We start from the raw sequence: 23519 nt of genomic DNA, 5'->3' as shown, positions 1-23519 counted from the left end.
GAAGGGGTGGGGCGCGGTCAGGAGAGGCGGACGGTCGCCGAGTGCGCCAGGGAGGTCAGGGCCGAGACGGCCGGGGCGGACACGTCCAGGCGGTGCAGGGCGCCGAGGGCCTCCTCGACCCGGGCGGCGATCATGCCCTCGACGCGTTGGGGCGTCCGCAGCCCGCGCATCACCTCCCGTACGGCCTCCAGACCCTCCTGGTCCAGGTCGGGACGGCCGAGGAGGGAACGCAGCCGCTCGCGCTCCCCGGCATCCGCGACGCGCCAGGTCTCGGCGAGGAGGGCGGTCGGCCGCTGCCCCCGCACGTCGTCGGAGTCGGACTTCCCGGTGCGCAGCGGGTCGCCGAACAGGCCGAGCAGGTCGTCCCGGAGCTGGAAGGCCTCGCCCAGCGGCAGCCCGTACGCCGTGTACCCCTCGCGCAGCCGCTCGTCCGCCCCGGCCAGGGCGCCGCCGATCAGCAGCGGCTGCTCGACGGTGTACTTCGCGGTCTTGTAGCGGATGACCTTGAGCGAGGCGGCGGTGTCCGGGGCGGTGCCGGTGTGGAGGATCTCCAGGCACTCACCGGCGACCAGGTCGCGGGCGAGCGCCGCCCACAGGGGCCGGGCCCGCCCCAGATAGGCGGCGGGCAGACCGCTGGTGGCGAACAACTGCCCGGCGAGCGACATGAGGAGGTCGCCCACCAGCATCGCGAGCGACCGGGCGGCGCCCGCCGCCCGGGGATGGTGCCGTACGGCCCCGGCCAGGGCCAGGTGCGCGGTGGGCCGCCCGTGCCGCAGCGGACTGTCGTCGATGAGGTCGTCATGGACGACCGCCGCCGCGTGCACCAGCTCCATCGAGGCCGCCGCCCGCAGCAGGGCGTCGCTCTCGGGCTGCCGCGCGGCCCGCCAGCCCCAGTAGCAGAAGGCCGCCCGCAGCCGTTTGCCGACCGCGACCGCCGCCTCGACCTGCTCGGCGACCGGCCCGAGCGCCGGATCGACCGCGGCGAGCCGGTCGGCCTCCTCGGCGACGAACCGGTGCAGCACCTCGTCGACGCGCGCCGCGAACGCCGCCGCCTCCCAGCCCTCAGCCGCCATCGCGGGTCCGGTTGGCCAGGACGTGCTGGGCGAGGACCTCCAGATGGGCCGGTGGCACGACCGCGTACCGGTCGAGGAGCAGCCGTCCCCGTGCCATCAGGTCCCGCTCGGCGTCCGCCACCAGCTCCGCCGCGTCCGAACGGCCCGTCAGACCCCGTACCGTCCCCAGGGCCGAGCCCAGGGTGCCCACCGCGACGTCCGCGAGCCCCGCGAGGAGCAGCACCGCCTGTTCGCCCGGTCCCTGGTGCTGCCCCGTCTCCCGTGTCATGCCGTCACTCCCGCGCAGTTCGTCCACGCGGCGCGGATCGTGCGCCGCCGTGCGCAGTGTGGCGGCGCACGACCGGCGGCCGGGGCCGGAACTCACGAACGAGTGATCTTTTCCGGCTCTCCGCCGGAGGAACAGCGGGCTCGGGCTTGTCCCGCACGGTCTCCCCGGCCGTCCTCCGACGGCCGGGCGCCCGTCCGACGGGGCCTGTTCACCGGGCGGACACGCCCGCGCCGGGTGGCGGGCCGGACGGATTGCGTATCCATGACGGGTCTGGATCGAAGCGCGGTGGACCGGGAGGCACGCGTGCGGGCCCACGCGTGGGGGAGCGCGGGGACGCGCGCGGCCCGGCGGCGCCGCACCCGTACGAAAGGAACTCCCCGTGGATCGCAGGTCTCTGCTCACGGTCGCGACAGGAGCGGTGGGCGCGGTCGCCGCGTCGCAGGCACCGGCCGGTGCGACGCCCCCGGCGCACCCGGGTCCGGGCCGCCGCCCGGTCACCGCGTTCAACGTCATCAGCGACATCCAGGGCGACCTCCGGGACCTGGGCGTGGCCCTGGACGACATGCGGCGCACCAATCCGGCCAGTTCCGGGCTCGCCGTCGCCGGTGACATCACCCCGCGCGGGTACGACGCCGAGTACGCGGCGGTGGCCGCCGAGCTGAAGCGCCACAGCCACCCGCGTACGGTCGCCTGGGCCATCGGCAACCACGAGTTCTACGTCCCCAAGTGGCGCGACCCCGAGACCCTCGCGCAGGACACCTGGCCCAACGGCACCACGGAGGACTCGCTGTTCCGGAGCTTCTACCGCTTCGCGGGCCGTGGTTCGGTGCGGGCGGAGCACTCGTTCGGCGGCGTTCCCGTGCTGAGCATCGGCACCGAGAAGTACATGCACTACCACGACCCGAAGCTCTGGGACGAAGTGTGGATCGGCGAGGCGCAGTTCGCCTGGCTGGAGGAGCGCCTCGCGTACTGGGCGCGGCGCCGCAAGCCCGTCATGGTCGTCACCCACCACCCCCTCCCGAACACGGTCTCGGGCAGTCACAACCGGCTGTACTCCCGCGACTACCTCCAGGCGGACCGTCTCCTCGGCATCCTCGGCCGCCACCGGGACGTCTTCCTGTTCTGCGGGCACACCCACTGGGACCTCGCCCTGTCGGACTGGTACGTCCGCCGGGTCGTCCCCGGCACGGCGAACCCGGAGGGCTTCTCGGTGGTCAACACCGGTGCCGTGCAGACGGGTTACACGGACGACGGCAAGGGCGGCGAGGTCACCGTGCCGGGCACGTTCAACCAGGGTCTCCAGGTCGAGGTCTTCCACGACCGGGTGGTGGTCCGCGCGCGCGACTTCGCGGCGGGGGCGTGGCTGAAGCAGATCACGGTCCCGCTGTCGACATGGATCTGAGCCGCCGGGCGTGACCGCGGGCCCACGGCCGCCACCCGAAGGGTGGTGGGCGTGGGCCGGGGCGGGCCGTCGAGCCGGGGGCGCCGCCGGGCGGGCGTCGGCCGGAGGGCGGGCGTCGGTCGGAGGGCGGGCGTCGGTCGCCTCCCGTCCCGGGCCGCCCTCACTCCCTCGCCGTCGGCGCGGTGCGCGCGAAGTGACGGGCCGTGGGGACGAGGGCCGCGGCGGCCGGTACGAGGAAGCAGGCGGCGGCGCACACGGCGAGCACGGGGGTGATCCCGAACCGTCCGACGGCGGGCGCGATCAGGGCGAGGCCCACCGGCGCGAGACCGTACGAGACCAGGAAGTCCAGCGAGGAGACCCGGGCGAGCTTCTCCGGTGCCACTTCCCGCTGGGTCGCGGTGAACCAGGGCACGTTGAACAGTTCGATGCCGGTCCCGGCGACGGCGTAGGCGGCCACGACGACGACCGGGTGCACCGGCAGCATCAGGCTCAGCGGCGCGAAGCCGTAGGCCGCGAGTCCGGCGAGCGCCGCCAGGCCCTGTGAGCGGGGCCGCCACCGGGACATGACGAGCGCCCCGCCGAGCGCGCCCACCGTGTACGCGGTCAGGGCCGCCGCCAGGACCCACTCGGAGCCGTAACGGTCCCGGCTGACCAGCGGCAGGATCACGCCGGTCGCCGAGTACCCCAGGGCGATGACGGCGACGAGCGCGCCGAGCCCCGCGAGGAACCAGGGGTGGCGGCGCGCCTCCCGTATGCCCTCCAGGAACTCCGCGCGGAACCCCGGGCGCGCGGTGGGCCCGTCGGCCGGTGCGCCGTCCTCCGTCGCGGTGCCGTCCTTCGGCAGGGGCGCGCCCCTGCCCGGCACCAGCGCGGCGACGAGCCAGAGCGCCCCGATGCCGAACAGGAGCGTCCGGACGTCGAGGAAGGCCGCGAGCAGCGCCGTCAGGGCGGGCCCGGTGAGGGTGGCGGACCGTACGGCCAGGGTCAGGGCGGCGTTGGCCCGCTGACGGTCCGCCGGGTCGACGGTCTCGGCGGTGAGCGCCTGGAAGGCAGGGCGGCAGGCGCCCTGCCCCGCCCCGGCGAGTACGGCGGCGGCCGTCATCAGGGCGAGGGAGCGGTCGAGCCCCCCGGCGAGCAGCGGGGCCGCCGCCGCCGCGGCGAGGCCGGACCAGAGCACCACCGCGCGGCGCGAGTGCCGGTCGGCCAGGACACCGCCCACGGCGACGGCGACGAGGAAACCGGCGGTGCGCGCGGCCAGGACCAGCCCGAGCCCCGCGGCGTCCAGCTGGCGGTGGAGCACGGCGAGTCCCAGGACGAAGGGCAGGGCCCAGGTCGCGAGTCCGGAGGCGGTGGTGCCGGTCCAGAGCCGCAGGAAGGCCGGGTCGCGCAGGACCGGACGCGGGGGCGGTGGCGGGGACTTGGCCGGGGTCGGCGCGGGTGTGACGGTCATGGCGGCAGGACTCCTGGGAGGGCGGGGGAGCGGCGCGGTGGGCCGCCCCGGGGTCGTTAATGAAAATGATTGCCATTACAGTACCCTTCGAACGCGGCACTCCCGACCGGTGCACGCCCCACCCACCCCTGCCCGCACCCCGCCGCCCTCTCCGACCGGAGCACCCATGCGCCACCCCGCCCGAACGGGCCTCGCCCTGACCCTGACCCTCGCCTTCGCGGCCACCGGCTGCGCCACCGCCACCGGCGGAAGACCCACCGGCGGCCCAGGACCCGCCGGACCCGCCGGAGCCGTCTCCGTGGTCAGCTGCGGCCGGGAGGTGGCCCCCGCCGCCCCGCCCCGGCGGGCCGTCACCCTCGACCAGACCTCCACCGAGATCCTGCTCGCCCTCGGACTCCAGGACCGGATGGCCGGCACCGCCAACCTCAAGACGAAGATCCCCGCCGTGTACGAGGCGGCTTACGCCGACGTCCCCGTCATCGCCCCGAAGATCGCCACCGGGGAACAACTCCGGGCCGCCGCACCCGACATCGTCGTCGCCGGATCGGCCGACCTCTACACCAAGGACCGGGCGGGCACCCGTGAGGAACTGGCCGCGCTGAAGGTCCCCACCTTCGTCAGCGCCGTCGACTGCCCCCGGCTCGACCCGGCGGACCGGAACCCCTTCGAACTCCTCTTCTCCGACTACGAGAACCTCGGCGGGCTCTTCGGCGGCGACGCCGCGCAGCGGGCCCGCCACCTCGCGGCCGAACAGCGCGCCGCCGTCCTCCGCGTCCGTGAGGGCACCCCCGCGCGGCGGGACGCGGACCGCCCGACCGTCGTCTTCCTCTACTCGGTCTTCAACGGGATGCCGTACGTGGCCGGGGGCACCGGACTGCCCAGCGAGATGAGCCGGATCGTCGGCGCGAAGAACGCCTTCGACGACATCGGCGAGGACTGGCCGGAGGTCTCCTGGGAGGAGGTCGCCCGGCGCGACCCCGACCTCATCGTGGTGGGCGACCTGTCCGAACGGGGCCGCCCCGGTGACAGCGCGGCGGAGAAGCGGGCCGAACTGACCGCCCACCCGGTGGTCTCCCGCCTCGACGCGGTCCGCGACAACCACATCCTCCAGGTCCCCGGCATCGAACTGGACCCCTCGGTCCGCTCCGTGCACACCCTCGGGCTGCTCGCGGACGGCATGAAGGACCTGGGCCGTGCCCACTGAGGGCGTGGGCGCGCCGGTCGAGCCGGTGACCGGGCCCGCCGATCCGGGGGCCGCGCGCGTCGAAGCCGGGGCCGCGCCCGCCGGTTCCGGGGCCGCGCCCGCCGGGGCGGTCGGCGGGCCCGCCGACTTCAGCGGTGCGCCTGTGGACCGCCCGGCCGTACCCGTCGGCCTCCGGGTGGTGTCCGGCGGGTCCGTGCCCGCGCCCGGCTCCGCGCCCGGCTCCGTGCCCGGCTCCGCGCCCGGCTCCGTGCCCGGCTCCGTGCCCGGCTCCGCGCCCGAATCCGCGCCCGAATCCGCGCCCGAATCCGTGCCCGAATCCGTGCCCGGCGGGCCGACGGCCGTACCGGCCGACTCCGGTGGGGAGTACGGCGGTCCGGGGGCCGTGACTCCCGTGCCCGGGGCCGTGTTCGCCCGGGGGTGGCGGATGTCCCTCCTCGCCGTCGTCCTCGTCTGCTCGGTCGTGGCCGCCGTGCGGGTCGGCACCACCGGGATCGGCTGGGCCGACCTCGCCCGCGTCCTCGGCACCCGGCTCGGTCTGGACGTCGAGCCGCTGCCCCCGCTCCTCGACTCGCTCGTCTGGGACCTGCGGCTGCCCCGCGTACTGACGGCCGCGCTGGTCGGTGCCTCGCTCGCCGTGTGCGGCACCGTCCTCCAGGCCGTCACCCGCAACGCCCTCGCCGACCCCTATCTGCTCGGCGTCTCCTCCGGCGCCTCCGCCGGGGCGGTGACCGTGGTCGTCCTCGGCGTCGGCGCGAGCACCCTGGGGGTCACCGGCGGCGCCCTCCTCGGCGCCCTCCTCGCCTTCGCCCTGCTCCTCGCTCTCCTGCGCCGCACCGGCCCGGACTCCGTCCGTATCGTCCTCACCGGGGTCGTCGTCGGCCAACTCCTCGCCGCCGTGACGTCGTTGACACTCATGGCGGCGGCGGACGCGGACACCACCCGGGCGGTCACCCACTGGCTCCTCGGCTCCATGGCTCCCGCCCGCTGGAACACGGTCGTCCTCTGCGCGCTCGTCGTCCCGCCGGGCCTCGCGGCGGCCTGGTGCTGCGCGAACGCCCTCGACGGACTCGCGTTCGGCGCCGACACCGCCGCCTCCCTCGGCATCGGCGTGGCACGGACCAGGACGTTCCTGCTCGTCGTGACGGCCGCGCTCACCGCCGTCGCCGTCGCCACCGTCGGGGCCGTCGGCTTCGTCGGACTGATCGTCCCGCACGGAGTCCGCTTCCTCGTCGGCCCGCTCCACCGCGCCCTGCTGCCGTGCTCGGCACTCGCGGGGGCCGTCTTCCTGGTGTGGACGGACGCCCTCGCCCGGATCGCGTTCGCACCCCGGGAGATGCCCGTCGGAGTGATCACCGCCCTCATCGGCGTCCCCCTCTTCCTCCTCGTCCTGCGCAGACGGGGTGAACTGTGAGGATCACCGCCGAGAACCTGAGCTGGTCCGTCGCGGGCACCCCCGTGGTGCGCGGGGTCGGCGCGGACGTCGCACCCGGCGAGACCGTCGGACTGCTCGGCCCCAACGGCTCCGGAAAGTCCTCCCTGTTGCGCTGCCTGGCCGGGCTGCGCGACCCCGACACCGGCACGGTCCGCTACGACGGGCGGCCCGTGCGCGGCTGGACCGCCCGCCGGATCGCCCAGCACACCGCCTTCGTCGCCCAGGACCCGGCCGCCGACACCGATCTGCGCGTCGCCGAGGTCGTGGGCCTCGGCCGGACCCCGTACCGGGACCGCTGGCGCGGACCCGACGCCACCGACCGGGCGGTGACCGCCGCCGCCCTCGAACGCCTCGGGCTCACCGCGCTCGCCGGGCGCTCCTGGAAGGCCCTGTCCGGCGGAGAACGGCAACGCGCCCACATCGCCCGCGCACTGGCCCAGGAGCCCCGCGCCCTGCTGCTCGACGAACCCACCAACCACCTCGACGTCCGCCACCGGCTGGAACTGATGGAACTGCTCACCGGCACCGACCGCACGGTCCTGGTCGCCCTGCACGACCTGTCGCTCGCGGCCCGGTACTGCGACCGGCTCCTGCTCCTGCACCACGGGCGCCTCGTCGCGGCGGGAACACCCGCCGAGGTCCTCACCACCGAACGGCTCGCCGAGGTCTTCGGGGTCGACGCCACCCTCACCACCGATGCCCTGGGACACCCGGCCGTCACCTACCGGGGCCCACTCGGCGCGACCGGCCGCACACCCCGGCCGACCCGCCCCGTCCACCGGTCCGGCTGACCGCCGGGCCCACCGCGTCCGCCCGCCGACCCGGCCGTACGGCCTCGGCCCCGGTCACCGGGCACGGCCGTACGGCCTCACCCCGGCGACCTGCCCCCGGACCGGCCGTACGGCCTCACCCCGGCGACCTGCCCCCGGACCGGCCGTACGGCCTCACCCCGGCGGCCCGCCCACCGGCACGGCCGTGCGCGCCGAACCGGCGGTCCAGCCCGTCCCCCACACCCCACCGGCCGGATCACCCGGCCCCGTTCACCCCGCCCACCGACAAGAAAGTCCACCCCATGTCCCTCCCGTCCCTCCCCGCACGTCCTCCGCTCCCGTCCGCCCGCCCCGCCTCCACCGCCGCCCCCGTGACCACCCCCCTCGGGCCCGTCGCCCGGCTCGTCGACGCGGTCCTCGCCGGGGAGCACGGCCCTTCGCCCGCCTCGCTCCTCGCGACCAGCGTGTTCTGGATCCACCACGGCACCCGGCTCGCGGGCGGTGCCACCACGTACCTCAACCAGTACGTCCTGGTCCGTCTCGGCGGCTCCTTCGGCGGCTGCGCCTTCGAGGCGGGCGAGATCACCCCGGAGATCTGCCGCGCGTCCTCCGGGGCCCCGCTCGACGTCCTGCTGCGCACCGGCCCGCTCCCGCTGCGGATCGCCGCCCTCGACGCCTACCTCGCGGAGACCCGCCCGCACCGCGCGGCTGCCGAGGCGGGCGACGCCGAACGCGTCACCCTGCCCACGGGCACCCCGGAGGTCCGCGCGGTCGCGCGGGACGCCGCGGTCGCCGGACTCCTCGACGTACCGAAAGGCGCCGAGGTCGCCCTCATCGGCGTCGTCAACCCCCTCGTCGCGGCCATCCGGGAGCGCGGATGCGAGCCCCTGCCCTGCGACTTCAACCTCAGGGCCACCCAGTGGGGCGACCCCGTCACCGACGACATGCACGCCGTCCTCGACCGTGCCGACGCCGTCGTCGCCACCGGGATGACCCTGAGCAACGGCTCCTTCGACACCGTCCTGGAACGCTGCCGGGCACGGGACGTTCCGCTGATCGTGTACGCGCAGACCGGCTCCGCCGTCGCCCGCGCCTTCCTCGGCTCAGGGGTGACCGCCCTCTCGGCGGAACCCTTCCCCTTCTCCCAGTTCAGCGCCGACGAGACGCCCCTGTACCGGTACCGCCACCGGACGGACCCGACGCACTCCACCGGCCCCACCGGCCCCGGCGCACGGAGGGACGGGGCATGACCCCGGCCACCGGAACGCCACCGGACACCGGCACCGGCCACGCCCCCCGCCACCACGGCGAGCTCCTCCAGGGCGTCTTCCGCGACGCCGAGGGCCTGCGGTGCGCGGGTCTGGTCACCCTCCCGCTGCCCGGTCCCGGCAGCACCGCCACGTTCCGCCGCCGCCCCGGCACCCCGCCCGAGGCGCTGACCGTGACCCCCGCCGACCGGACCAAGGCCGCCCGCGCGGCTGCCCTCGCCGTCACCGAATGTGCCACGCGCTGCGGACTCCCCTCCTGCGGGGGTGAGTTGACGATGAGCGGGAGCGTTCCGGTGGGGCTGGGCATGGGCAGCTCGACCAGTGATGTCATCGCCGCCGTCCGCGCGGTCGCCGCCGCGCACGGGCTCCGCCTCGCACCCGGAGCCGTCGCCCGGCTGGCCGTCCGGGCGGAACGGGCCAGCGATCCGCTGATGCTCGACGGCCGCCCCGTGCTCTTCGCCCAGCGCGAGGGCCGGGTCCTCGAAGTCCTCGGCCGGGCCCTGCCGCCCCTGCTCGTCGTGGGCTGCGCCCTCGGCGGCGGCGCCCCCGTCGACACCCTCGCCCTCCCCGTACGGGAGGCGACGGAAGCGGACGTCCGGGAGTACGAACGGCTCCGCGGACTGCTGCGCCGGGCCGTCGCCACCGGCGACGTACCCCTCCTCGGTGAGGTCGCCACCGCCAGCGCCCGAAGGGGCCAGGAGGCCCTCGGCCACGCCGAGTTCGGCACCTTGACCGCCGTCGCCCGGCGGCTCGGCGCGGCGGGCGTGCAGATCGCGCACAGCGGCGCGGTGGCCGGAGTCCTCCTCGACCCGGCGGCCCCCGGGGACCCGCGAGCCCGCGTCCGCGACTGTCTGCGCGCGCTGAGCGCCCACGGCATCCCCGCCACCCGTGTCTTCACCACCCTTCCCACCCCCGAGGAGTCCCCGCATGGACCGGCACGTCGCGGACGCGATCGGCAGGCCCGACCTGATACACCTCGACGACCGGCTCGTCTGTCTGCGCTTTGAGACGATGAAGGTCGTCTCCGCCCTCGCCGCCGTCCGCCATCTGCTCGACACCGGGGCCGTACGCCGGGGGGACACGCTCCTCGACAGCTCCAGCGGCATTTACGCGCACGCCCTGGCCCTCGCCTGTCACCGCCACGGGATGCGCTGCCACATCGTCGGCTCATCCACCGTGGACCGCACGCTACGGGTCCAGCTCGACGTGCTCGGGGTGACCCTGGAGCAGATGGAACCCTGCGACGACCTCAAGCTCGACCAGAAGCGGCGGGTCGAGCGCGTCCACGAGATCCTCGCCGCGCACCCCGAGTACCACTGGATGCGCCAGTACCACGACGCCGTCCACCACCTCGGCTACCGGGCGGTCGCCGACCGGATCAGGGAGGAGACCGGCGGACGGAACCTCACCCTCGTCGGCGGGGTCGGCTCCGGCGCCTCCACCGGCGCCCTCACCCGCTACCTCCGCGAGGCGGCCGACCACCCCGCCGATGTCGAACTCGTCGGTGTCCAGCCCTTCGGCAGCCTCACGTTCGGCGCCGAGCACACCACGGACCCGGAGATCATCATCGCGGGCATCGGCAGCTCGATCCCCTTCGGGAACGTCTCCCACGAGCTGTACGACACCCTGCACTGGATCTCCTTCGACGCGGCCCTCTCCGGCACGGTCGAACTCCTGCGCGGGCACGCGGTCTTCGCCGGGCTCTCGACCGGCGCCGCCCATCTCGCGGCCCGCCACGAGCGCGACCGCGCCCCCGGCCGCACGGTCGTGTTCGTCGCACCCGACACCGGCCACCGCTACGTCGACACCGTCCACAGCCGCCACCGCGAGGCCGCCCCGCTGGCGTCCCTCGCCCCGAAGGAGATCTCCGGCCAGCGCGAACTGGCCCTGCCCTGGTCCCGGATGCGGTGGAACCGCCGGCCGTGGAACCACCCGGCCTCACCCCGTACGACGGGAGCGAGCGCGTAGGACGCGTACCCCGGTCCGGTTCGTCCGCGCGGGACGAACCGGACCGGGGCGACCTCGCGGGGCACGCGCCCCGCCGCGGGTCGGCCGACGGCCAGCCGCGGGTCGGCCGACGGTCAGCCGACGGGGGCGACGTCCCGCGCGGCGATGAACGACGGGCGCCGGACCGGCGCGGCGAACGGCAGCTCGGGACGGTTCTCGACACTGTTGAAGACCAGGAACACATTGCTGCGGGGATACGGGGTGATGTTGTCGCCCGAGCCGTGCAGGGCGTTGCAGTCGAACCAGGTCGCCGAGCCCGCGGGCCCCGTGAAGTGCCGGATGCCGCACGCCTCCGCGAACGTCGTGAGCGCCTCGTCGGAGGGCGTCCCCGCGTCCTGCGTCCGCAGCGACTTCCGGTAGTTGTCCTCGGGGGTCGCCCCGGCGCAGCCCAGGAACGAGCGGTGCGACCCCGGCATGATCATCAGGCTGCCGTTGGTGGTGTGGTTCGGGGTGAGCGCGATCGACACCGACACCGTCCGCATCCTCGGCAGCCCGTCCTCCGCGTGCCAGGTCTCGAAGTCGGAGTGCCAGTAGAAGCCGCTCGCGCCGAACCCGGGCTTGACGTTGACGCGGGACTGGTGGACGTACACGTCGGAGCCGAGGATCTGGCGGGCGCGTCCGACCAGGCGCGGATCGGCGGCGAGCCGGGCGAAGACCTCGCTGGTCCGGTGCACCTCGAACACGGAGCGGATCTCCCGCGAGCGCGGTTCGACCACGGCCCGCTCGTCCTCCCGCACCGCCGGATCGGCGATGAGCCGGTCCAGTTCGTTCCGCAGCTCCTCGACCTCCTCCGGGGTGACGATCGCGTCCACCGTGGCGAAGCCGTCGCGCTCGTACTCCTCCAGTTCCCGGGCCCAGAAGGGCCCCGCGGTGCCGGGCGCGGACCACACGACGGGATCCTTGCGGCCGATCAGCCGCTCCTCGGTGCCACGGGTCGGGTAGAGGTCGACGGGACGGGCGGGGGCGGAGGTCATGAGAGGTGGTGCCTTCCTTTGTCTCGTACGGGGGTGGGGCGCGGGGCACCCGGATCAGCCGGACCCGGACCCGGAGTCGGACCCGGATTCGGGCTCGGACCCGGATTCGGGCTCGGGTTCGGGTTCGGGCTCGGGTTCGGTGAGCAGGGGGTAGACGCCGTTCTCGTCGTGGTCCTCGCGGCCGGTGACGGGCGGGTTGAAGACGCACAGGCAGCGGAAGTCGCGCTTGACGTGGAGGGTGTGCCGCTCGTGCCCGTCGAGCAGGTACATCGTGCCGGGCACGATCGTGTACGTGCGGCCCGTCTCGTGGTCGGTCAGCTCGGCCTCACCGGCGGTGCAGACGACCGCCTCGACGTGGTGCGCGTACCACATCGAGGTCCGGGTCCCGGCGTACAGCACGGTCTCGTGGAGGGAGAACCCGACCCGTTCGCGGGCCAGCACGATGCGCTTGCTCTCCCAGGTGCCGGACGCGGCCCGGACGTGCCGTTCGGTGCCGTCGAGTTCGTCGAAGGTGCGCACGATCACGGGGGGATCGCCTTTCTGCGGAAGGGGTGGGGTCGCGGTCGGTGGCGGTCCGGTCAGGCGGCCCGGCTGCCGACCGCGCGGAGCCCGGCCGTGTGCCGGACGGAGCGCGCGAGGATGCCGAGGCCCTCGTCGAGTTCGTCGTCCGTCGCCGTCAGCGGCGGCAGCAGCTTCACGACCTCGCCGTTCGGGCCCGAGGTCTCCAGGAGGAGGCCGAGTTCGAAGGCCCGGCGGCACACGGCCCCGGCGCGCTCGCCGTCGGCGAACTCCAGGCCCCAGACCAGTCCGCGCCCGCGCGCCCTGACGGCCGTACGGCCGTCGTCGCCGCACAGGTCGAGCAGCGCGTTCTCGACGCGCCCGGCGCGGGCGAGGGTGCGGTCGCGGAGGGCACTGTCGGACCAGTACGCGCGCAGGGCGGCGGTGGCGGTGACGAAGGCCGGGTTGTTGCCGCGGAAGGTGCCGTTGTGCTCGCCGGGCTCCCACACGTCCAGCTCCGGGCGGAACAGGCAGAGGGACATGGGGAGTCCGTAGCCGCTGATGGACTTCGACAGGGTGACGATGTCGGGGACGATGCCCGCCTCCTCGAAGGAGAAGAAGTCGCCCGTGCGTCCGCAGCCCATCTGGATGTCGTCCACGATGAGCAGCATGTCCCGGCGGCGGCACAGCTCGGCGAGCCTCCGGAGCCAGGCGACCCGGGCGACGTTGACGCCGCCCTCGCCCTGGATCGTCTCGACGATCACGGCCGCCGGGTGGTCGAGTCCGGAGCCGGGGTCGCCGAGGAGCCGGTCGAAGAGGAGGAAGTCCGGGGTCCGGCCGCCGAGGTAGTGGTCGTACGGCATCTGGATGGTGTGGCTGAGGGGGACGCCCGCCCCGGCGCGCTTGGCGGCGTTGCCGGTGACGGCGAGCGAGCCCAGCGACATGCCGTGGAAGGCGTTGGTGAAGGAGACGACGGTCTCCCGCCCGGTGACCTTGCGGGCGAGTTTCAGGGCCGCCTCCACGGCGTTGGTGCCGGTCGGCCCGGGGAACATCACCTTGTACGGGAGGGCGCGCGGCTCCAGGACCGTCGTGCGGAACGTCTCCAGGAAGTCCCGTTTGGCGGTCGTCGACATGTCGAGTCCGTGGGTGATGCCGTCGTCCGCGAGGTAGTCGAGGAGCGCGCGTTTCAGGACGGGGTTGTTGTGGCCGTAGTTGAGGGAGCCCGCGCCCGCGAAGAAGTCGAGGAAGGGACGTCCGTCCTCGTCGAGGAGCCTGCTGCCGCTCGCGCGTTCGAAGACGACGGGCCAGGCGCGGCAGTAGCTGCGGACCTCGGACTCGACGGTCTCGAAGACGGAGGGGGCGGCGATGATGTCGGTCGGTGCGGTCACGGTTCTCCTGGTTCGGTGCGGGTGGGGGAGGGGCGGCGGGAGGGTGCGGCCGGGGCGGGGGCCGGTCCGTCAGGGCGTCAGGGGGGCGATGCGGTAGAGCACCTCGGGCTGGTGGCCGTCATCGGTCTCCGCGATGCCCGCGGCGCCGGACGGCGGCTCCGGGAAGACCGTGGACGGGAACAGCACCTCCTGGGTCACGGCCGCGCCCCTGCGGCGGGCGAAGGTGCGGAACATCCGGTCCGACGGTGTGTTGTCCGGGGTCACGGTCGCCTCCAGTGCGTCGAGTCCGTGCTCGGCCGCCACCCGGTCGGACAGGGCGTCGAGCAGTGCTCCGGCTACCCCGGTTCCGCGGTGCGAACCATCGACGGCGACCTGCCAGACGAAGAGCGTGCGCGGTGCGTCGGGGCGCAGATAGCCGGTGACGAACCCGACGGGGCGGCCTCCGGCGTCGCGGGCGACGGCGGTCGTGGCGGCGAAGTCGCGGCACCACAGCAGGTAGCTGTAGGGCGAGTTGACGTCCAGTTCCCCGGAGTCACGTGCGATCCGCCAGAGCGCGGAGCCGTCGTCCGCATGGGCGCGGCCGATGGTCACACCGGGGGCGTCGTTCCGGTCGGGTCGGGTGGTCCTGGGCGTCACATGGGCGAAGGTCATGTGTGCCGAAGCTACCGAGCGGGACGGGGAACTTCCTGCGGCTGAGGGCTTGTGCGCGACCAGCGTGCGTGGTAGCCGCGCAAGGCTGCCGAATGACGTTGATCAACTCACGAGCGGCGGGAAAATCGCCTCGAAATGACCCATATCCTTCATTTATAACGACCAGGTAACGGGTTCTGGAGGGGTGCCCGCCCGCGTATCGGACGCGAGAAGGTTCCGCGCCGCAGGTTTGGGGAGCTCGGGCGGGGTGAGACGTACGGGTTCGGGGAGGGTGTCGAAGGCCGGGAAGGCGTCGGGGGCCAGGAGGCCCGCAGCTCCTGCGAGCCCCGGGGATCCCACCGATCCCGCGGTGCTCACAGGGCCCGGAGTCCGACGCGGTGAGGAGCCGAGGTGCCTTCACCGCATGTCACTCGCCCCCGACGACGAGGTCCGCAGCCGCGAGGCCCTGGCGGCCTTCGTTCGAGACCTGCGCCAGGACCACCTCCACCGGGGGTGGGAAGGGGAGAACCAGAGCCTGGACCACTTCCTCGGAGCGCTCGCGGCGTGGAGGGACGACGCGCCGGGCCGGTACCGGAACTCCGGGAGGGAGCTCCCCGAGGGCGGCGACCGGACCTTCCTGGCCAGGGCCCTCCAGACCGCCACCGTCTACGAGTGACCCCGCCCCGGGGCCGGGCCGAGCGGATGGAGAACAGCCTCCGGCTGGCCGTACGGACGTTCGCGGTACGCCGACCGGTGCCTGAGCCCGACCCACCGGAAGCCGCCGCGAGGGGCGATGTCAGACCCGGGGCCTACCGTGAGGGAGTCCTTAGTCACGCGTGCTGGCTGCTCGTAGCTGCTCGGGACCGACGCCCCGCCGGCGTGGAACCCGGGCGGGGCGTCGCCGCACCTGACGGCGGTCCGGCGGGCGCCGGTCGGGGCCGTCCTCCCCGATGCTCAGAGACCGGCGGGCCGTCCTGGCGCCGTGTGGTCGTCGGTGCCGTGCGCTCCGCGATGCCACAGCCGGGCGGCGGCGGCCAGGACCGGGGTGGTCACGGCGGTGGCGGCGGCGCCGAGTGTGGTGTCGGTGGCCAGGATCAGGCGGACCGTCTTCATGGCGAGCGTGAGGACCTCGCTGCCGCGCCGCCGCATCTCCGCCTCGAACCGGGCCACCGCCTCGACCGTCGTCGTACCGTCACCGGCGTCACCCAGGTGCCGGAGCAGGGCCGCGGCGTCACGGATCGCCGCACCGGCCCCCATCCCGGCGGTGGGCGGTGTCGCGTGGACGGCGTCGCCCAGCGCGGTGATGCGGCCCGCGGCCCAGGGCGCCAGCTCGGCGGCACGGGTCGAGGCCGCGTTGAAGCGGTACGCCGCCACACCGTCCGGATCGGAGCGGGCGATGACTTCGAGCGTGTGCCCGGCCCAGCCGAACGCGCGGAACCGGCTCGACAGCGCGGCGCGCAACTCGCCTCCGCGCAAGGCGCGGAGGGAGTCGGTCCCGGGAGACTCCGGGAACATGGCCCCCCAGATGTAGGTGGGACCGGTGGTGACGGACATCCGCAGCTCCGGGGCATCGAGCGCGGCGTTGCCGACCGGGTCGAGGAAACCGATGTACAACGCCGCGCCCCGTGGGCCGATCGCCAGCCCGGAGCGCAGCCCGAGCCGTCGCCGCTCGGCGGGACCGAGATCGGCGCGGAGAGTACGGCCGGAGAATCCGACGATGCCCGCCGGGCTGTTGGTCCGGCGTCCCGCCAGATGCCGGGCGACCAGGGAGTGCGCGCCGTCCGCGCCGACCACCAGATCCGCCGGGACGGGCGGGGCGTCGGTGAACAGCACCCGGGGCACGCCGTCGTCGTCCTGCCGGACGCCGGACACCGTCCGCCCCAGATACAGGTCGTCGCGGACCTCTTCGGCCAGCAGCGTGCGCAAGGTGATCCGGTCGACATCGACGCTGGAGACGCCGCTGAGATCCGGCCCCAGGCCGAGCAGTCGGCCGTGACGGTCCCAGATCGCGTCGCGGTCGCGCAGCCGCAGCGCCGAGGACGACGCCAGCAGCCGCCGCATGACCTCCGGCGCCACCAGTTCCCGAAGCGCGGACAGGGCCCGCCCGTCGAGGGTGATGTGGTAGCCGCCCGTGGCCGCCACATCGGTGTCGCGGTCGAACACCATCACCTCGTACCCCCTGCGACGCAGTCCCGCGCCCAGCGCGAGTCCACCGATCCCGCCGCCGACCACCACAACGCGCATACGACTCATCTCATCCTCTTTCCACCACGGTGGGTTGCCCGGGTGGTCGACAGTGGCACCGGTAGTGGACATCGAACGGCCACTACCCGGCATGATGGGACGATGGCGAGCACCTCACGACGCGCGTTGCGGCTGCTGTCCCTGCTCGGATCGCGCCGCCTGTGGCCCCTGCGCGAACTGGCCACCGCGCTTGAGGTCGGCGAACGCACCGTGCGCCGTGACATCGAGACCCTGCGCCTCCTCGGGTACCCGATCACCACCGTCCACGGGCCCGACGGCGGTTACCGGCTCGGGGCGGGCCACACCCTCCCCCCGCTGGTGTTCGACCACGAACAGGCCCTCGCGGTCGCGGTGGCCCTGCAGGCCGCGCCCAGCACGGTCTCCGGCCTCGGGGACGACGCGGCGCGGGCGCTGATCACCCTGGAGCAGGCCATGCCCACCGCGCTGCGGGAATCGATGAAGTCCCTGCGCCTGACCAGGCTCCGGGACTACTGGGAGTTCCCGGCACCCCCCGTCGACCCGACCGCGCTCACCGCCGTGGGAGCCGCCGTCCGCCACCGCCACGTACTCGTCACCGAGACACTGCGCCCCGACGGCTCGCGCCCCGGGACCGGAGACGAGGACTTCGCGCCCGCCCGCCGCGTCGAGCCCCACCACCTGGTCGTCTGGGCCGGTCGCTGGTACCTGGTCGCCTACGACCTCGGGGACCACCGGTGGCGGGTGCACCGTGTCGACCGGCTCCGGCCCCGCCCCACGACACACCGCTTCGGTCCGCGCGAGGCCCCCTACGACGACCTCGCCCACTACGTCATGAGCAGCCACGATCGTGGCGACACCCCCGCCGCCTGGCCCTGCACCGGCAGCGCCCGGCTCAACCTCCCGGCGGGCGTCGTCGCCCGCTGGGCGCCGAGCGGCTCGGTCGTCGAACACCTCGACACCGACCACTGCCTCCTCACCCTCGGAGCCTGGTCCTGGGCCGGTGTCGCGGGGATCCTCGCCACCTTCGACACCGAACTCACCGACGCCCGGCCGCCCGAACTCGTAGAGGCGTGCCAGCGGCTCGCAAGCCGACTGACCTCTGCCGCGGACGCCGGGGGAAAGCCGTAGCCGACTGGCAGGCAGCCGCACACCCCGCTCGGCAACTCCGGAAGCCCCCACGCCCGCACCACCGGTCCCGGGACCGTGCGGGACCGCCGGTCGAGGGGCCGTCAGACGCCTCCACTGGTCCGGCGCCATGCCGTGTATCCCGTCGCCCGGGTCGTACGAGGTCGGCAGCACCGCGCCGGTGACGACCTGGCCGCACCACAGGATCTGCGGGAGGGCCCGGTCACGGTCACGGGGCGTCGGCTCGGTCCGCCGGAGTGCGCGCGGAACAGCAGCAGCCCCTCGCCGGGAGTTCTCCCCGTCATTACCCCCCGGACCTCGTTCGCCGTCACCCCGGCACGCTCTGCCGGTGCGTGCCCGCGGAGCTCGCGCTGATCCATCGGGTACGCCAGCCTGACGCCCGGACCGGGGTGCTCCGTCATGTCCGCGGCCTGGTGCCGCACCACCGGCGGCGAGGTGCGAACGCCTGATGGCCGGACGCGCCGACGTGTCGCTCCTCCGCTCGCTCCTCCGCGACCGCGATGTCCTGACCGCCCATCTCCGCCGCCGCTGTGCGCATCGGGGCGACTCCGATGGGATGCGGCGCGGGGCGAGGAGGGGTCAACCGCTTCATGCGCCGTCGGCGTCCGGACGCTCAGACGACTTGAGCAGGTACTCGGGCAGCTTGCGGTCGGCCGCCAGCACCTCGACGCCGATGAGGCGCCCTTGTTCGTCGAAGTCAAGGTTGATCATGCCGCCGACCTCGACCGGATCGCAGGGGTACATCCGCGAGGACCTGGTGGGAACCCGCGGATCGGTGAGGTGGACGTACGCCGCGTTCGCGGTCCTGTCGTAGGTGACCCTGAGGTCTGCCATGGCTGGCGCGCTCCCTCGGCGAAGCGGGTGTCGGGTGTCGGCACAGTCCGTCCGTGCCGGAGCTCCACCGACCATGCTGGGACCGCTGGAACAAGACGATCTTCGGATACGGAGATCCTGCCAGCGCCACGCTCACGGGTACGCCGACAGATGGTCACGACCGGCCCGCGCCGTCCTCGACCGTCCGCGCCGACGGTGTGCCCGCTCGGGGCATGGGGACGAACGGGCGCCGCCGGAAGCCCGGCGGTGTGCGCGATCCGTCGGGGAGCTGGCCCGCCGGTCCCGAGGCCTGCCCGCTCTCGATGTGGTCGAGCAGGTGCCCGAGAGCGTGTCGTGCCTGCGGCGCCGCCCCCGGTTCCTCGGCGAGCCGGGCCAGGGCGCGCCTGGTGCGGTGGCCCGCCCGGCCGCTGCGGCCCGCCCGGTGCTCGGCGAAGGCACGGGCGTACTGCGCGAGGGCGGCCGACCAGAGGTCGTCGCATCCGGTGGGCCGGGCCAGGGCCCGCTCGGCCGTCCGCACCGCCGCCTCCGGCGAGGTGTGGGCCTCCACGACGGACAGGGCCGCGAGGCTCACCGAGGGCGGCGGTCCGCCGTACGCCCGCTCCGGAACCGTGTCGGCGGCCAGCCGGTAGTACCGCGCCGCCGCCTCCAGATCCCGCCGCTGCCACGCCAGGGTGCCCTGGACATGGGCGACGCGGCCCACGAGCGCGTCGTCCCCGGTCAGTACGGCGGCGGGCCAGACGAGTTCCACGAGCCGGTGGGCCGTCCCGGGGTCGTGCGCGGCGACCAGCCAGGCCGCGAGGCCCCTGCCCCTCGCCACCAGCGGGCTGTCGGCGGGGAGGCGCGGCAGCAGTCCCAGCAGCAGGGCGCCGCCCTCCGCGTCGTGCCCGTGCACCGCCCACCAGAACCAGAGGTGCAGGACGGACTCCACCGCCGCCTCCGTCCGCTCGATGTGCACGGTGGGGCCGGTGGGGACGGAGAAGACCGAGGGGAGGGTGGGCTCCGGGTCGGCCCCGTGGGGGCGGTGCCGGGGCCAGGCCGGGGTGGCGGGGGCACAGGACGGCTCCGAGCGGTCCGGGGGGTCGGACCTGTCAAAGGCGTCCGGTCCGTCCGGGTGGGCCCGTCCGTCCGGGCGGTCCGTGCCCTCAGGGCTGATCGGACTGCCCGGGGGGTCCGGATGGTCCGAGGGAGCGGGACCGTTCAGTTCGTACGAGATATCGGCCGGGGCCGGAGAGTCCGGCTGGGTCGGGTGATGGGCCGGGGGTTCCCTCTGGGCGGAGGGGTCTGGGTGGTGCGGGTGCTCCGGATGGTCCGGGTCATCCAAGTGGTCCAAGTGGTCCAAGTGCTCCAAGCGGTCCGGGTTGCGCGAGGGCTTCGGGTGGTTCGGGCGGTCCGAGGGGTCCTCGTGGTCCGAGGGCCCCGGGCCACGGTCCGGGTCCGGGTCCGCGTCCGGCCTTCCTCGCCGACGGGCCGGGGCCGACGGCGCGGGCCACCCGCCCCGGGCCACGGTCATCAGGTCCTCGTGCTCGTCGAGGACGATCTGCACCGCCTGCCGCTGGAGCCCCGTGTGCCACAGGGTCTCGGCGACGGCCGCGACCCCCCGGTAGTGGATCGCGTGCCGGGTCAGGAGGTCCGGTGACTCGCCCGCCCCGCGCAGCCGTTCGGCGCCGAAGTCGCGTGCCGCCCGCGCCATCCGGTAGCGGGGCACGCGCACCGAGCCCGGCTCGCCGATCGCCTGGAGCACGCCCTTCGCGCCCAGCAGCGCCAGGCACGCGGGCACCTGCTCGGGCTCGACCCCCTCCCCGGCGCACAGCTGGACCGCCGCCGCCTCGCTGAACGCGCCCGCGAACACACTGGCCCGGCGCCACACCTTGCGGGCGGCGGGCTCGCACAGCGCGTGCACCGCGCCGATGGAGGCGCGCAGCGACCGGTGGCGCCGGAGAACCGGTCCCGGTCCGGTCAGCCAGCACTGGTCCGTCTCCAGCCGGGCGGCGAGCTCCCGTACCGTCCGACCGCCCACCTGACCCGCCGCCAGTTCGATCGCGAGCGGGACCCCTTCGAGCAGGCGGCACACCCGGGTGACGTCCACGAGTCCGGCCTCGTCCCACTCCCCGCCGCCCCGCACGCGGGCCAGGAACAGGGCGACGGCGGGGGCGGGCCCCGGCGCGCCCGCGGACGGATCGACGGCCAGCGGCGCCAGGCGCAACACCCGTTCGTCACCGAGCCCGAGCGCGCGGCGCGCGGTCACGAGCACGTGCAGCGCGGGCACGCCCATCAGCAGCCGCTGCACCAGGCCCGCGCATTCGACACGGACGGGATCGACGTCGTCCAGGACCAGCAGGAGCCGACCGCGCGCGGTGGCCGCCAGCGCGGCGGCGAGAACGTCTCCTGGACCCGTACCCGTACCCGTACCCGTACCCGTACCCGTACCCGTACATGACGCCAGGTCCGCATCCGCATCCGCATCCGCGTTCGCGTCCGCGTCCGCGTCCGTTCCCGGTGGAGCCCCCGCCGCCGCGGTGAGGGCCCGGGTCACCCGTGCGGTCAGGGCGCCGGGACCGGCGGGCACGCCGTCGTGCCAGCGCACCCGGACCATGGCCCGCCACGGCCCGCTGCCCGGGGGAGCCGCGACGGCCAGGGCGAGCCTGCTCTTGCCGACCCCGGCGGCGCCCGTCACGGTCACCTGCCGGTGACCGGCCAGCGCCGCCCGCAGCTCCGCGACCTCCCCGGAGCGCCCCAGCAGTCCGCCCCGCTCCGGGGGCGGACCGCCGGGCCCGTCGCCGCAGTCGTCGCCATGTGTCCACACGTTGGGATACTTCACGACCTCGCCGTCCCCGCTTCCCTGGATGACGCCCCCGTCCGAAGCTCGGCCATGCGGTACGAAACCGCAGGCCCACCGTGCAGAACCGTCACTGCAAACGGCGTCATGGCAACCCCAACGCGCGACCGCGGCGCCGGTTTCGCCGCGATGCGCCGGACCACCCTTCCCGGCGAACGGCCGTACACCTGAGCCACACCCGCGGGGAGCCGTGTGGGGGTCCGCTCCGCCCGTGCTCGTGTGTGGCGGAACGCGTGTGCGTCAATCGCGAGCTTCCCGGTTCACTCTCGCCACTGGCGCGGGCTCGTCAGGCACCGGCGCCATCCGGCCAGTACGGGAGGTGTGCGTGCGGGCGCCGCGCCGGAGGTGGCGGGAGGGATCTCCCGGAGGGTGCGGCGGCGCGCGGCGGGGCCGCGACGGCGGCGCGGACCCCGGCAAACCCGTCGGCCGGTGCTGGCCGGGACGGCCCCTCCGGGACTGTACGAAGCCACGGGGGCGGCGGTGAGCTGGAGGGGTCAGGCTCCGCCCTCCCGGACCGCAGCACGGCCGTCCGGGTCCCGTGGGGTCACGGCGCACGTCGACAGACTGGAGACGTCACGATGAGCACACCTCCTCCGGCCCCGCTCCGGGTGTCCCTCGTCAACGGAAGCTTCGAGCAGCCGTCCGTCACCGACATGGCGTTCCTGCCGGACGCCTCCCAGACCCAGGCTCCCCGGCACGTCCCCGGTTGGCTCACCACCGCGACGGACCACATGATCGAGATCTGGCACTCCGGGTTCAACGGGGTCCCGTCGGCGGAAGGAGAGCAGTTCGCCGAACTCAACGCCAACGAGGTCTCCACCCTCTACCAGGACCTCCCGACGACCCCCGGCAGCAAGCTCTACTGGCGGCTCCACCACCGGGGCCGCCTCGGCCAGGACACCATGGCCCTCGACATCGGCGCCCCCGGCAACGTGGTCGAGCAGCGCGTCATCACCGACGGCAACACGGCGTGGGGCCACTACACCGGCACCTACACCGTCCCCGCCGGACAGACCCTCACCCGCTTCGCCTTCCGGTCCGTGTCGGCCGCGGGCGGCAACCGGGGGATCGGCAACTTCCTCGACGGGGTGTTCTTCGGCACCGCCCCCTACGTCACGCTCGCCAAGGCCGCGATCCCGGCGGGCCCGCTGGACGTCGGCGATGTCGTCACCTACCGGGTCACCGCGCGGAACGAGGGCGGCGGCGCCGCCGAACGGCTCACCCTCACCGACGTCCTGCCCCCGGGCACCACGTACGTCCCCGGCTCGCTCCGCGTCATCGACGGGCCCGACGCGGGGGTGAAGACCGACCGGCCGGGCGACGACCAGGCCGCCTACGACCCCGTGGCGAAGGCGGTCGTCTTCCGGCTCGGCACCGGCGCCTCCGCCACCCAGGGCGGAAGCCTCGCCAACACCGCCTCGCTGCCGGGCGGCACCACCGTCGAGTACCGGGTGCTCCTCGGTCTGGAGACCGCCGGGACACGCGTCACGAACACGGCGACCGCCGCCTACGAGAACCGGCTCGGACCGACCCCGGAGCCGCTGACGGCCACCTCCGGCGAGGCCGTGACCGAGGTCAGGCCCGCCGCCGACCTCGACGTGACGAAGGCGGCCGACGCCACCGCCGTGACCGTCGGACAGGCCGTGGCCTACCGGGTGACCGTCCACAACGCGGGTCCCAGCCCGGCGACCGGAGTCACCGTCACCGACCGGCTCCCCGGCAGCCTCGTCTTCCTCTCCGCCGACCCCGGTACCTACGACCCCGCCACCGGCCGGTGGACCGTCGGCGATCTGGCCGTGGGCGCGTACACGACGCTCACCCTGCGGGCCAAGGCGACCAGGACCGGCCGCATCACCAACACCGCCACCGTCACCGCCGTCGAGAAGGACCCCGACCCGACCGACAACACCGACTCCGTCACCGTCTGCGTCGAACCCGAACCGGCCTGCTGCAACCCCTGTGTCCCCAGGGCGTCGTAGAAGGGAGTTCGGGCAGGAGCGGTCCTCCGCGACGGCTCTCCCCATCCGCGACCGCCGGGCCGACTGGTGAGGACCAGTCCCGGCGGCCGGGGTCCGGGCCCCGTTCGGCAACCCTCTCCGCCGGACGGGGCCGGTCG

20 protein-coding genes are annotated in these 23519 nt (G+C 74.6%); 10 read left to right on the top strand and 10 right to left on the bottom strand.

Going from position 1 to position 23519, the window contains the following annotated elements; all coding sequences use genetic code 11:
- Positions 1–17: 17 nt before the first annotated feature.
- Positions 18–1073, bottom strand: coding sequence for a polyprenyl synthetase family protein (locus tag ACIO92_RS18050; protein ID WP_366441758.1), 1056 nt, complete (start codon positions 1071–1073; stop codon positions 18–20).
- A complete protein-coding gene (locus ACIO92_RS18045; RefSeq protein ID WP_366441891.1) occupies positions 1063–1341 on the bottom strand; it encodes a polyprenyl synthetase in 279 nt (92 codons plus the stop codon). The genes ACIO92_RS18050 and ACIO92_RS18045 overlap by 11 nt, the downstream gene beginning before the upstream one ends.
- A gap of 379 nt (positions 1342–1720) precedes the next feature.
- Here ACIO92_RS18045 and ACIO92_RS18040 point away from each other — a divergent pair, with 379 nt between their 5' ends.
- A complete protein-coding gene (locus ACIO92_RS18040) occupies positions 1721–2743 on the top strand; it encodes a metallophosphoesterase family protein (RefSeq protein WP_401237225.1) in 1023 nt (340 codons plus the stop codon).
- 160 nt (positions 2744–2903) lie between these two features.
- Here ACIO92_RS18040 and ACIO92_RS18035 read toward each other — a convergent pair whose 3' ends face one another.
- Positions 2904–4193: an MFS transporter gene (locus ACIO92_RS18035; protein ID WP_402282128.1), complete on the bottom strand. Its 1290-nt coding sequence runs from the start codon at positions 4191–4193 to the stop codon at positions 2904–2906.
- Positions 4194–4359: 166 nt separating this feature from the next.
- Between ACIO92_RS18035 and ACIO92_RS18030 the strand changes: the two genes are divergently transcribed.
- From ACIO92_RS18030 to ACIO92_RS18005, 6 genes are all read left to right on the top strand, one after another.
- On the top strand, positions 4360–5397 hold the full coding sequence (locus ACIO92_RS18030; protein ID WP_402282130.1) for an ABC transporter substrate-binding protein: 1038 nt from the start codon (positions 4360–4362) through the stop codon (positions 5395–5397).
- Complete coding sequence (locus ACIO92_RS18025) at positions 5387–6808, top strand: iron chelate uptake ABC transporter family permease subunit (protein ID WP_402282132.1); 1422 nt, start codon at positions 5387–5389, stop codon at positions 6806–6808. Before ACIO92_RS18030 ends, ACIO92_RS18025 begins: the two co-directional genes overlap by 11 nt.
- Positions 6805–7620: an ABC transporter ATP-binding protein gene (locus tag ACIO92_RS18020; RefSeq protein ID WP_366441753.1), complete on the top strand. Its 816-nt coding sequence runs from the start codon at positions 6805–6807 to the stop codon at positions 7618–7620. Before ACIO92_RS18025 ends, ACIO92_RS18020 begins: the two co-directional genes overlap by 4 nt.
- Positions 7621–7970: 350 nt before the next feature.
- Entirely contained in the window at positions 7971–8849 is an 879-nt protein-coding gene (locus ACIO92_RS18015; protein ID WP_402057403.1) for a Rossmann-like domain-containing protein, read from the top strand.
- Positions 8846–9874, top strand: coding sequence for a GHMP kinase (locus ACIO92_RS18010; protein ID WP_402282134.1), 1029 nt, complete (start codon positions 8846–8848; stop codon positions 9872–9874). The genes ACIO92_RS18015 and ACIO92_RS18010 overlap by 4 nt, the downstream gene beginning before the upstream one ends.
- Positions 9795–10835, top strand: a complete 1041-nt coding sequence (locus ACIO92_RS18005; RefSeq protein ID WP_402057407.1) for a pyridoxal-phosphate dependent enzyme — start codon at positions 9795–9797, stop codon at positions 10833–10835. Before ACIO92_RS18010 ends, ACIO92_RS18005 begins: the two co-directional genes overlap by 80 nt.
- A 113-nt stretch (positions 10836–10948) precedes the next feature.
- Here ACIO92_RS18005 and thpD read toward each other — a convergent pair whose 3' ends face one another.
- The 4 genes from thpD to ectA all read right to left on the bottom strand — a co-directional run bounded on the left by thpD (position 10949) and on the right by ectA (position 14385).
- Positions 10949–11848 carry an ectoine hydroxylase gene (gene thpD / locus ACIO92_RS18000; protein ID WP_366441749.1) on the bottom strand — a complete coding sequence of 300 codons (900 nt, stop codon included), beginning with the start codon at positions 11846–11848 and terminating at the stop codon, positions 10949–10951.
- A 54-nt stretch (positions 11849–11902) separates the two neighbouring features.
- Positions 11903–12373 (bottom strand): ectoine synthase, encoded by a 471-nt coding sequence (locus tag ACIO92_RS17995; RefSeq protein ID WP_402282137.1) that lies wholly within the window; start codon positions 12371–12373, stop codon positions 11903–11905.
- A 53-nt stretch (positions 12374–12426) separates the two neighbouring features.
- The gene (gene ectB / locus ACIO92_RS17990; protein WP_402282139.1) at positions 12427–13734 is read right to left on the bottom strand and encodes a diaminobutyrate--2-oxoglutarate transaminase; all 1308 of its coding nucleotides are present in this window, start codon (positions 13732–13734) and stop codon (positions 12427–12429) included.
- 69 nt (positions 13735–13803) lie between these two features.
- A complete protein-coding gene (gene ectA / locus ACIO92_RS17985; RefSeq protein WP_366441746.1) occupies positions 13804–14385 on the bottom strand; it encodes a diaminobutyrate acetyltransferase in 582 nt (193 codons plus the stop codon).
- A gap of 403 nt (positions 14386–14788) precedes the next feature.
- Between ectA and ACIO92_RS17980 the strand changes: the two genes are divergently transcribed.
- A complete protein-coding gene (locus tag ACIO92_RS17980; RefSeq protein ID WP_366441745.1) occupies positions 14789–15040 on the top strand; it encodes a hypothetical protein in 252 nt (83 codons plus the stop codon).
- A 278-nt stretch (positions 15041–15318) separates the two neighbouring features.
- On the opposite strand, the gene ACIO92_RS17975 is transcribed toward ACIO92_RS17980, so the two are convergent.
- A complete protein-coding gene (locus ACIO92_RS17975) occupies positions 15319–16608 on the bottom strand; it encodes an FAD-dependent oxidoreductase (RefSeq protein ID WP_402282141.1) in 1290 nt (429 codons plus the stop codon).
- A gap of 102 nt (positions 16609–16710) precedes the next feature.
- On the opposite strand from ACIO92_RS17975, the gene ACIO92_RS17970 reads away from it, so the two are divergent.
- On the top strand, positions 16711–17715 hold the full coding sequence (locus ACIO92_RS17970) for a WYL domain-containing protein (protein ID WP_366441743.1): 1005 nt from the start codon (positions 16711–16713) through the stop codon (positions 17713–17715).
- A gap of 606 nt (positions 17716–18321) precedes the next feature.
- Here ACIO92_RS17970 and ACIO92_RS17965 read toward each other — a convergent pair.
- Entirely contained in the window at positions 18322–18567 is a 246-nt protein-coding gene (locus tag ACIO92_RS17965) for a DUF2283 domain-containing protein (protein ID WP_402057422.1), read from the bottom strand.
- 154 nt (positions 18568–18721) lie between these two features.
- Positions 18722–21385 carry an ATP-binding protein gene (locus tag ACIO92_RS17960; protein ID WP_402282144.1) on the bottom strand — a complete coding sequence of 888 codons (2664 nt, stop codon included), beginning with the start codon at positions 21383–21385 and terminating at the stop codon, positions 18722–18724.
- A gap of 596 nt (positions 21386–21981) precedes the next feature.
- Here ACIO92_RS17960 and ACIO92_RS17955 point away from each other — a divergent pair.
- Positions 21982–23382 (top strand): CARDB domain-containing protein, encoded by a 1401-nt coding sequence (locus ACIO92_RS17955; RefSeq protein ID WP_366441740.1) that lies wholly within the window; start codon positions 21982–21984, stop codon positions 23380–23382.
- Positions 23383–23519 lie beyond the last annotated feature (137 nt).

The organism is Streptomyces sp. NPDC087215 (assembly GCF_044744885.1).
Taxonomy (GTDB): Bacteria; Actinomycetota; Actinomycetes; order Streptomycetales; family Streptomycetaceae; genus Streptomyces.
The sequence above is the reverse complement of the archived record's forward strand: the minus strand, read 5'-3'. Positions and strand labels throughout refer to the sequence as shown.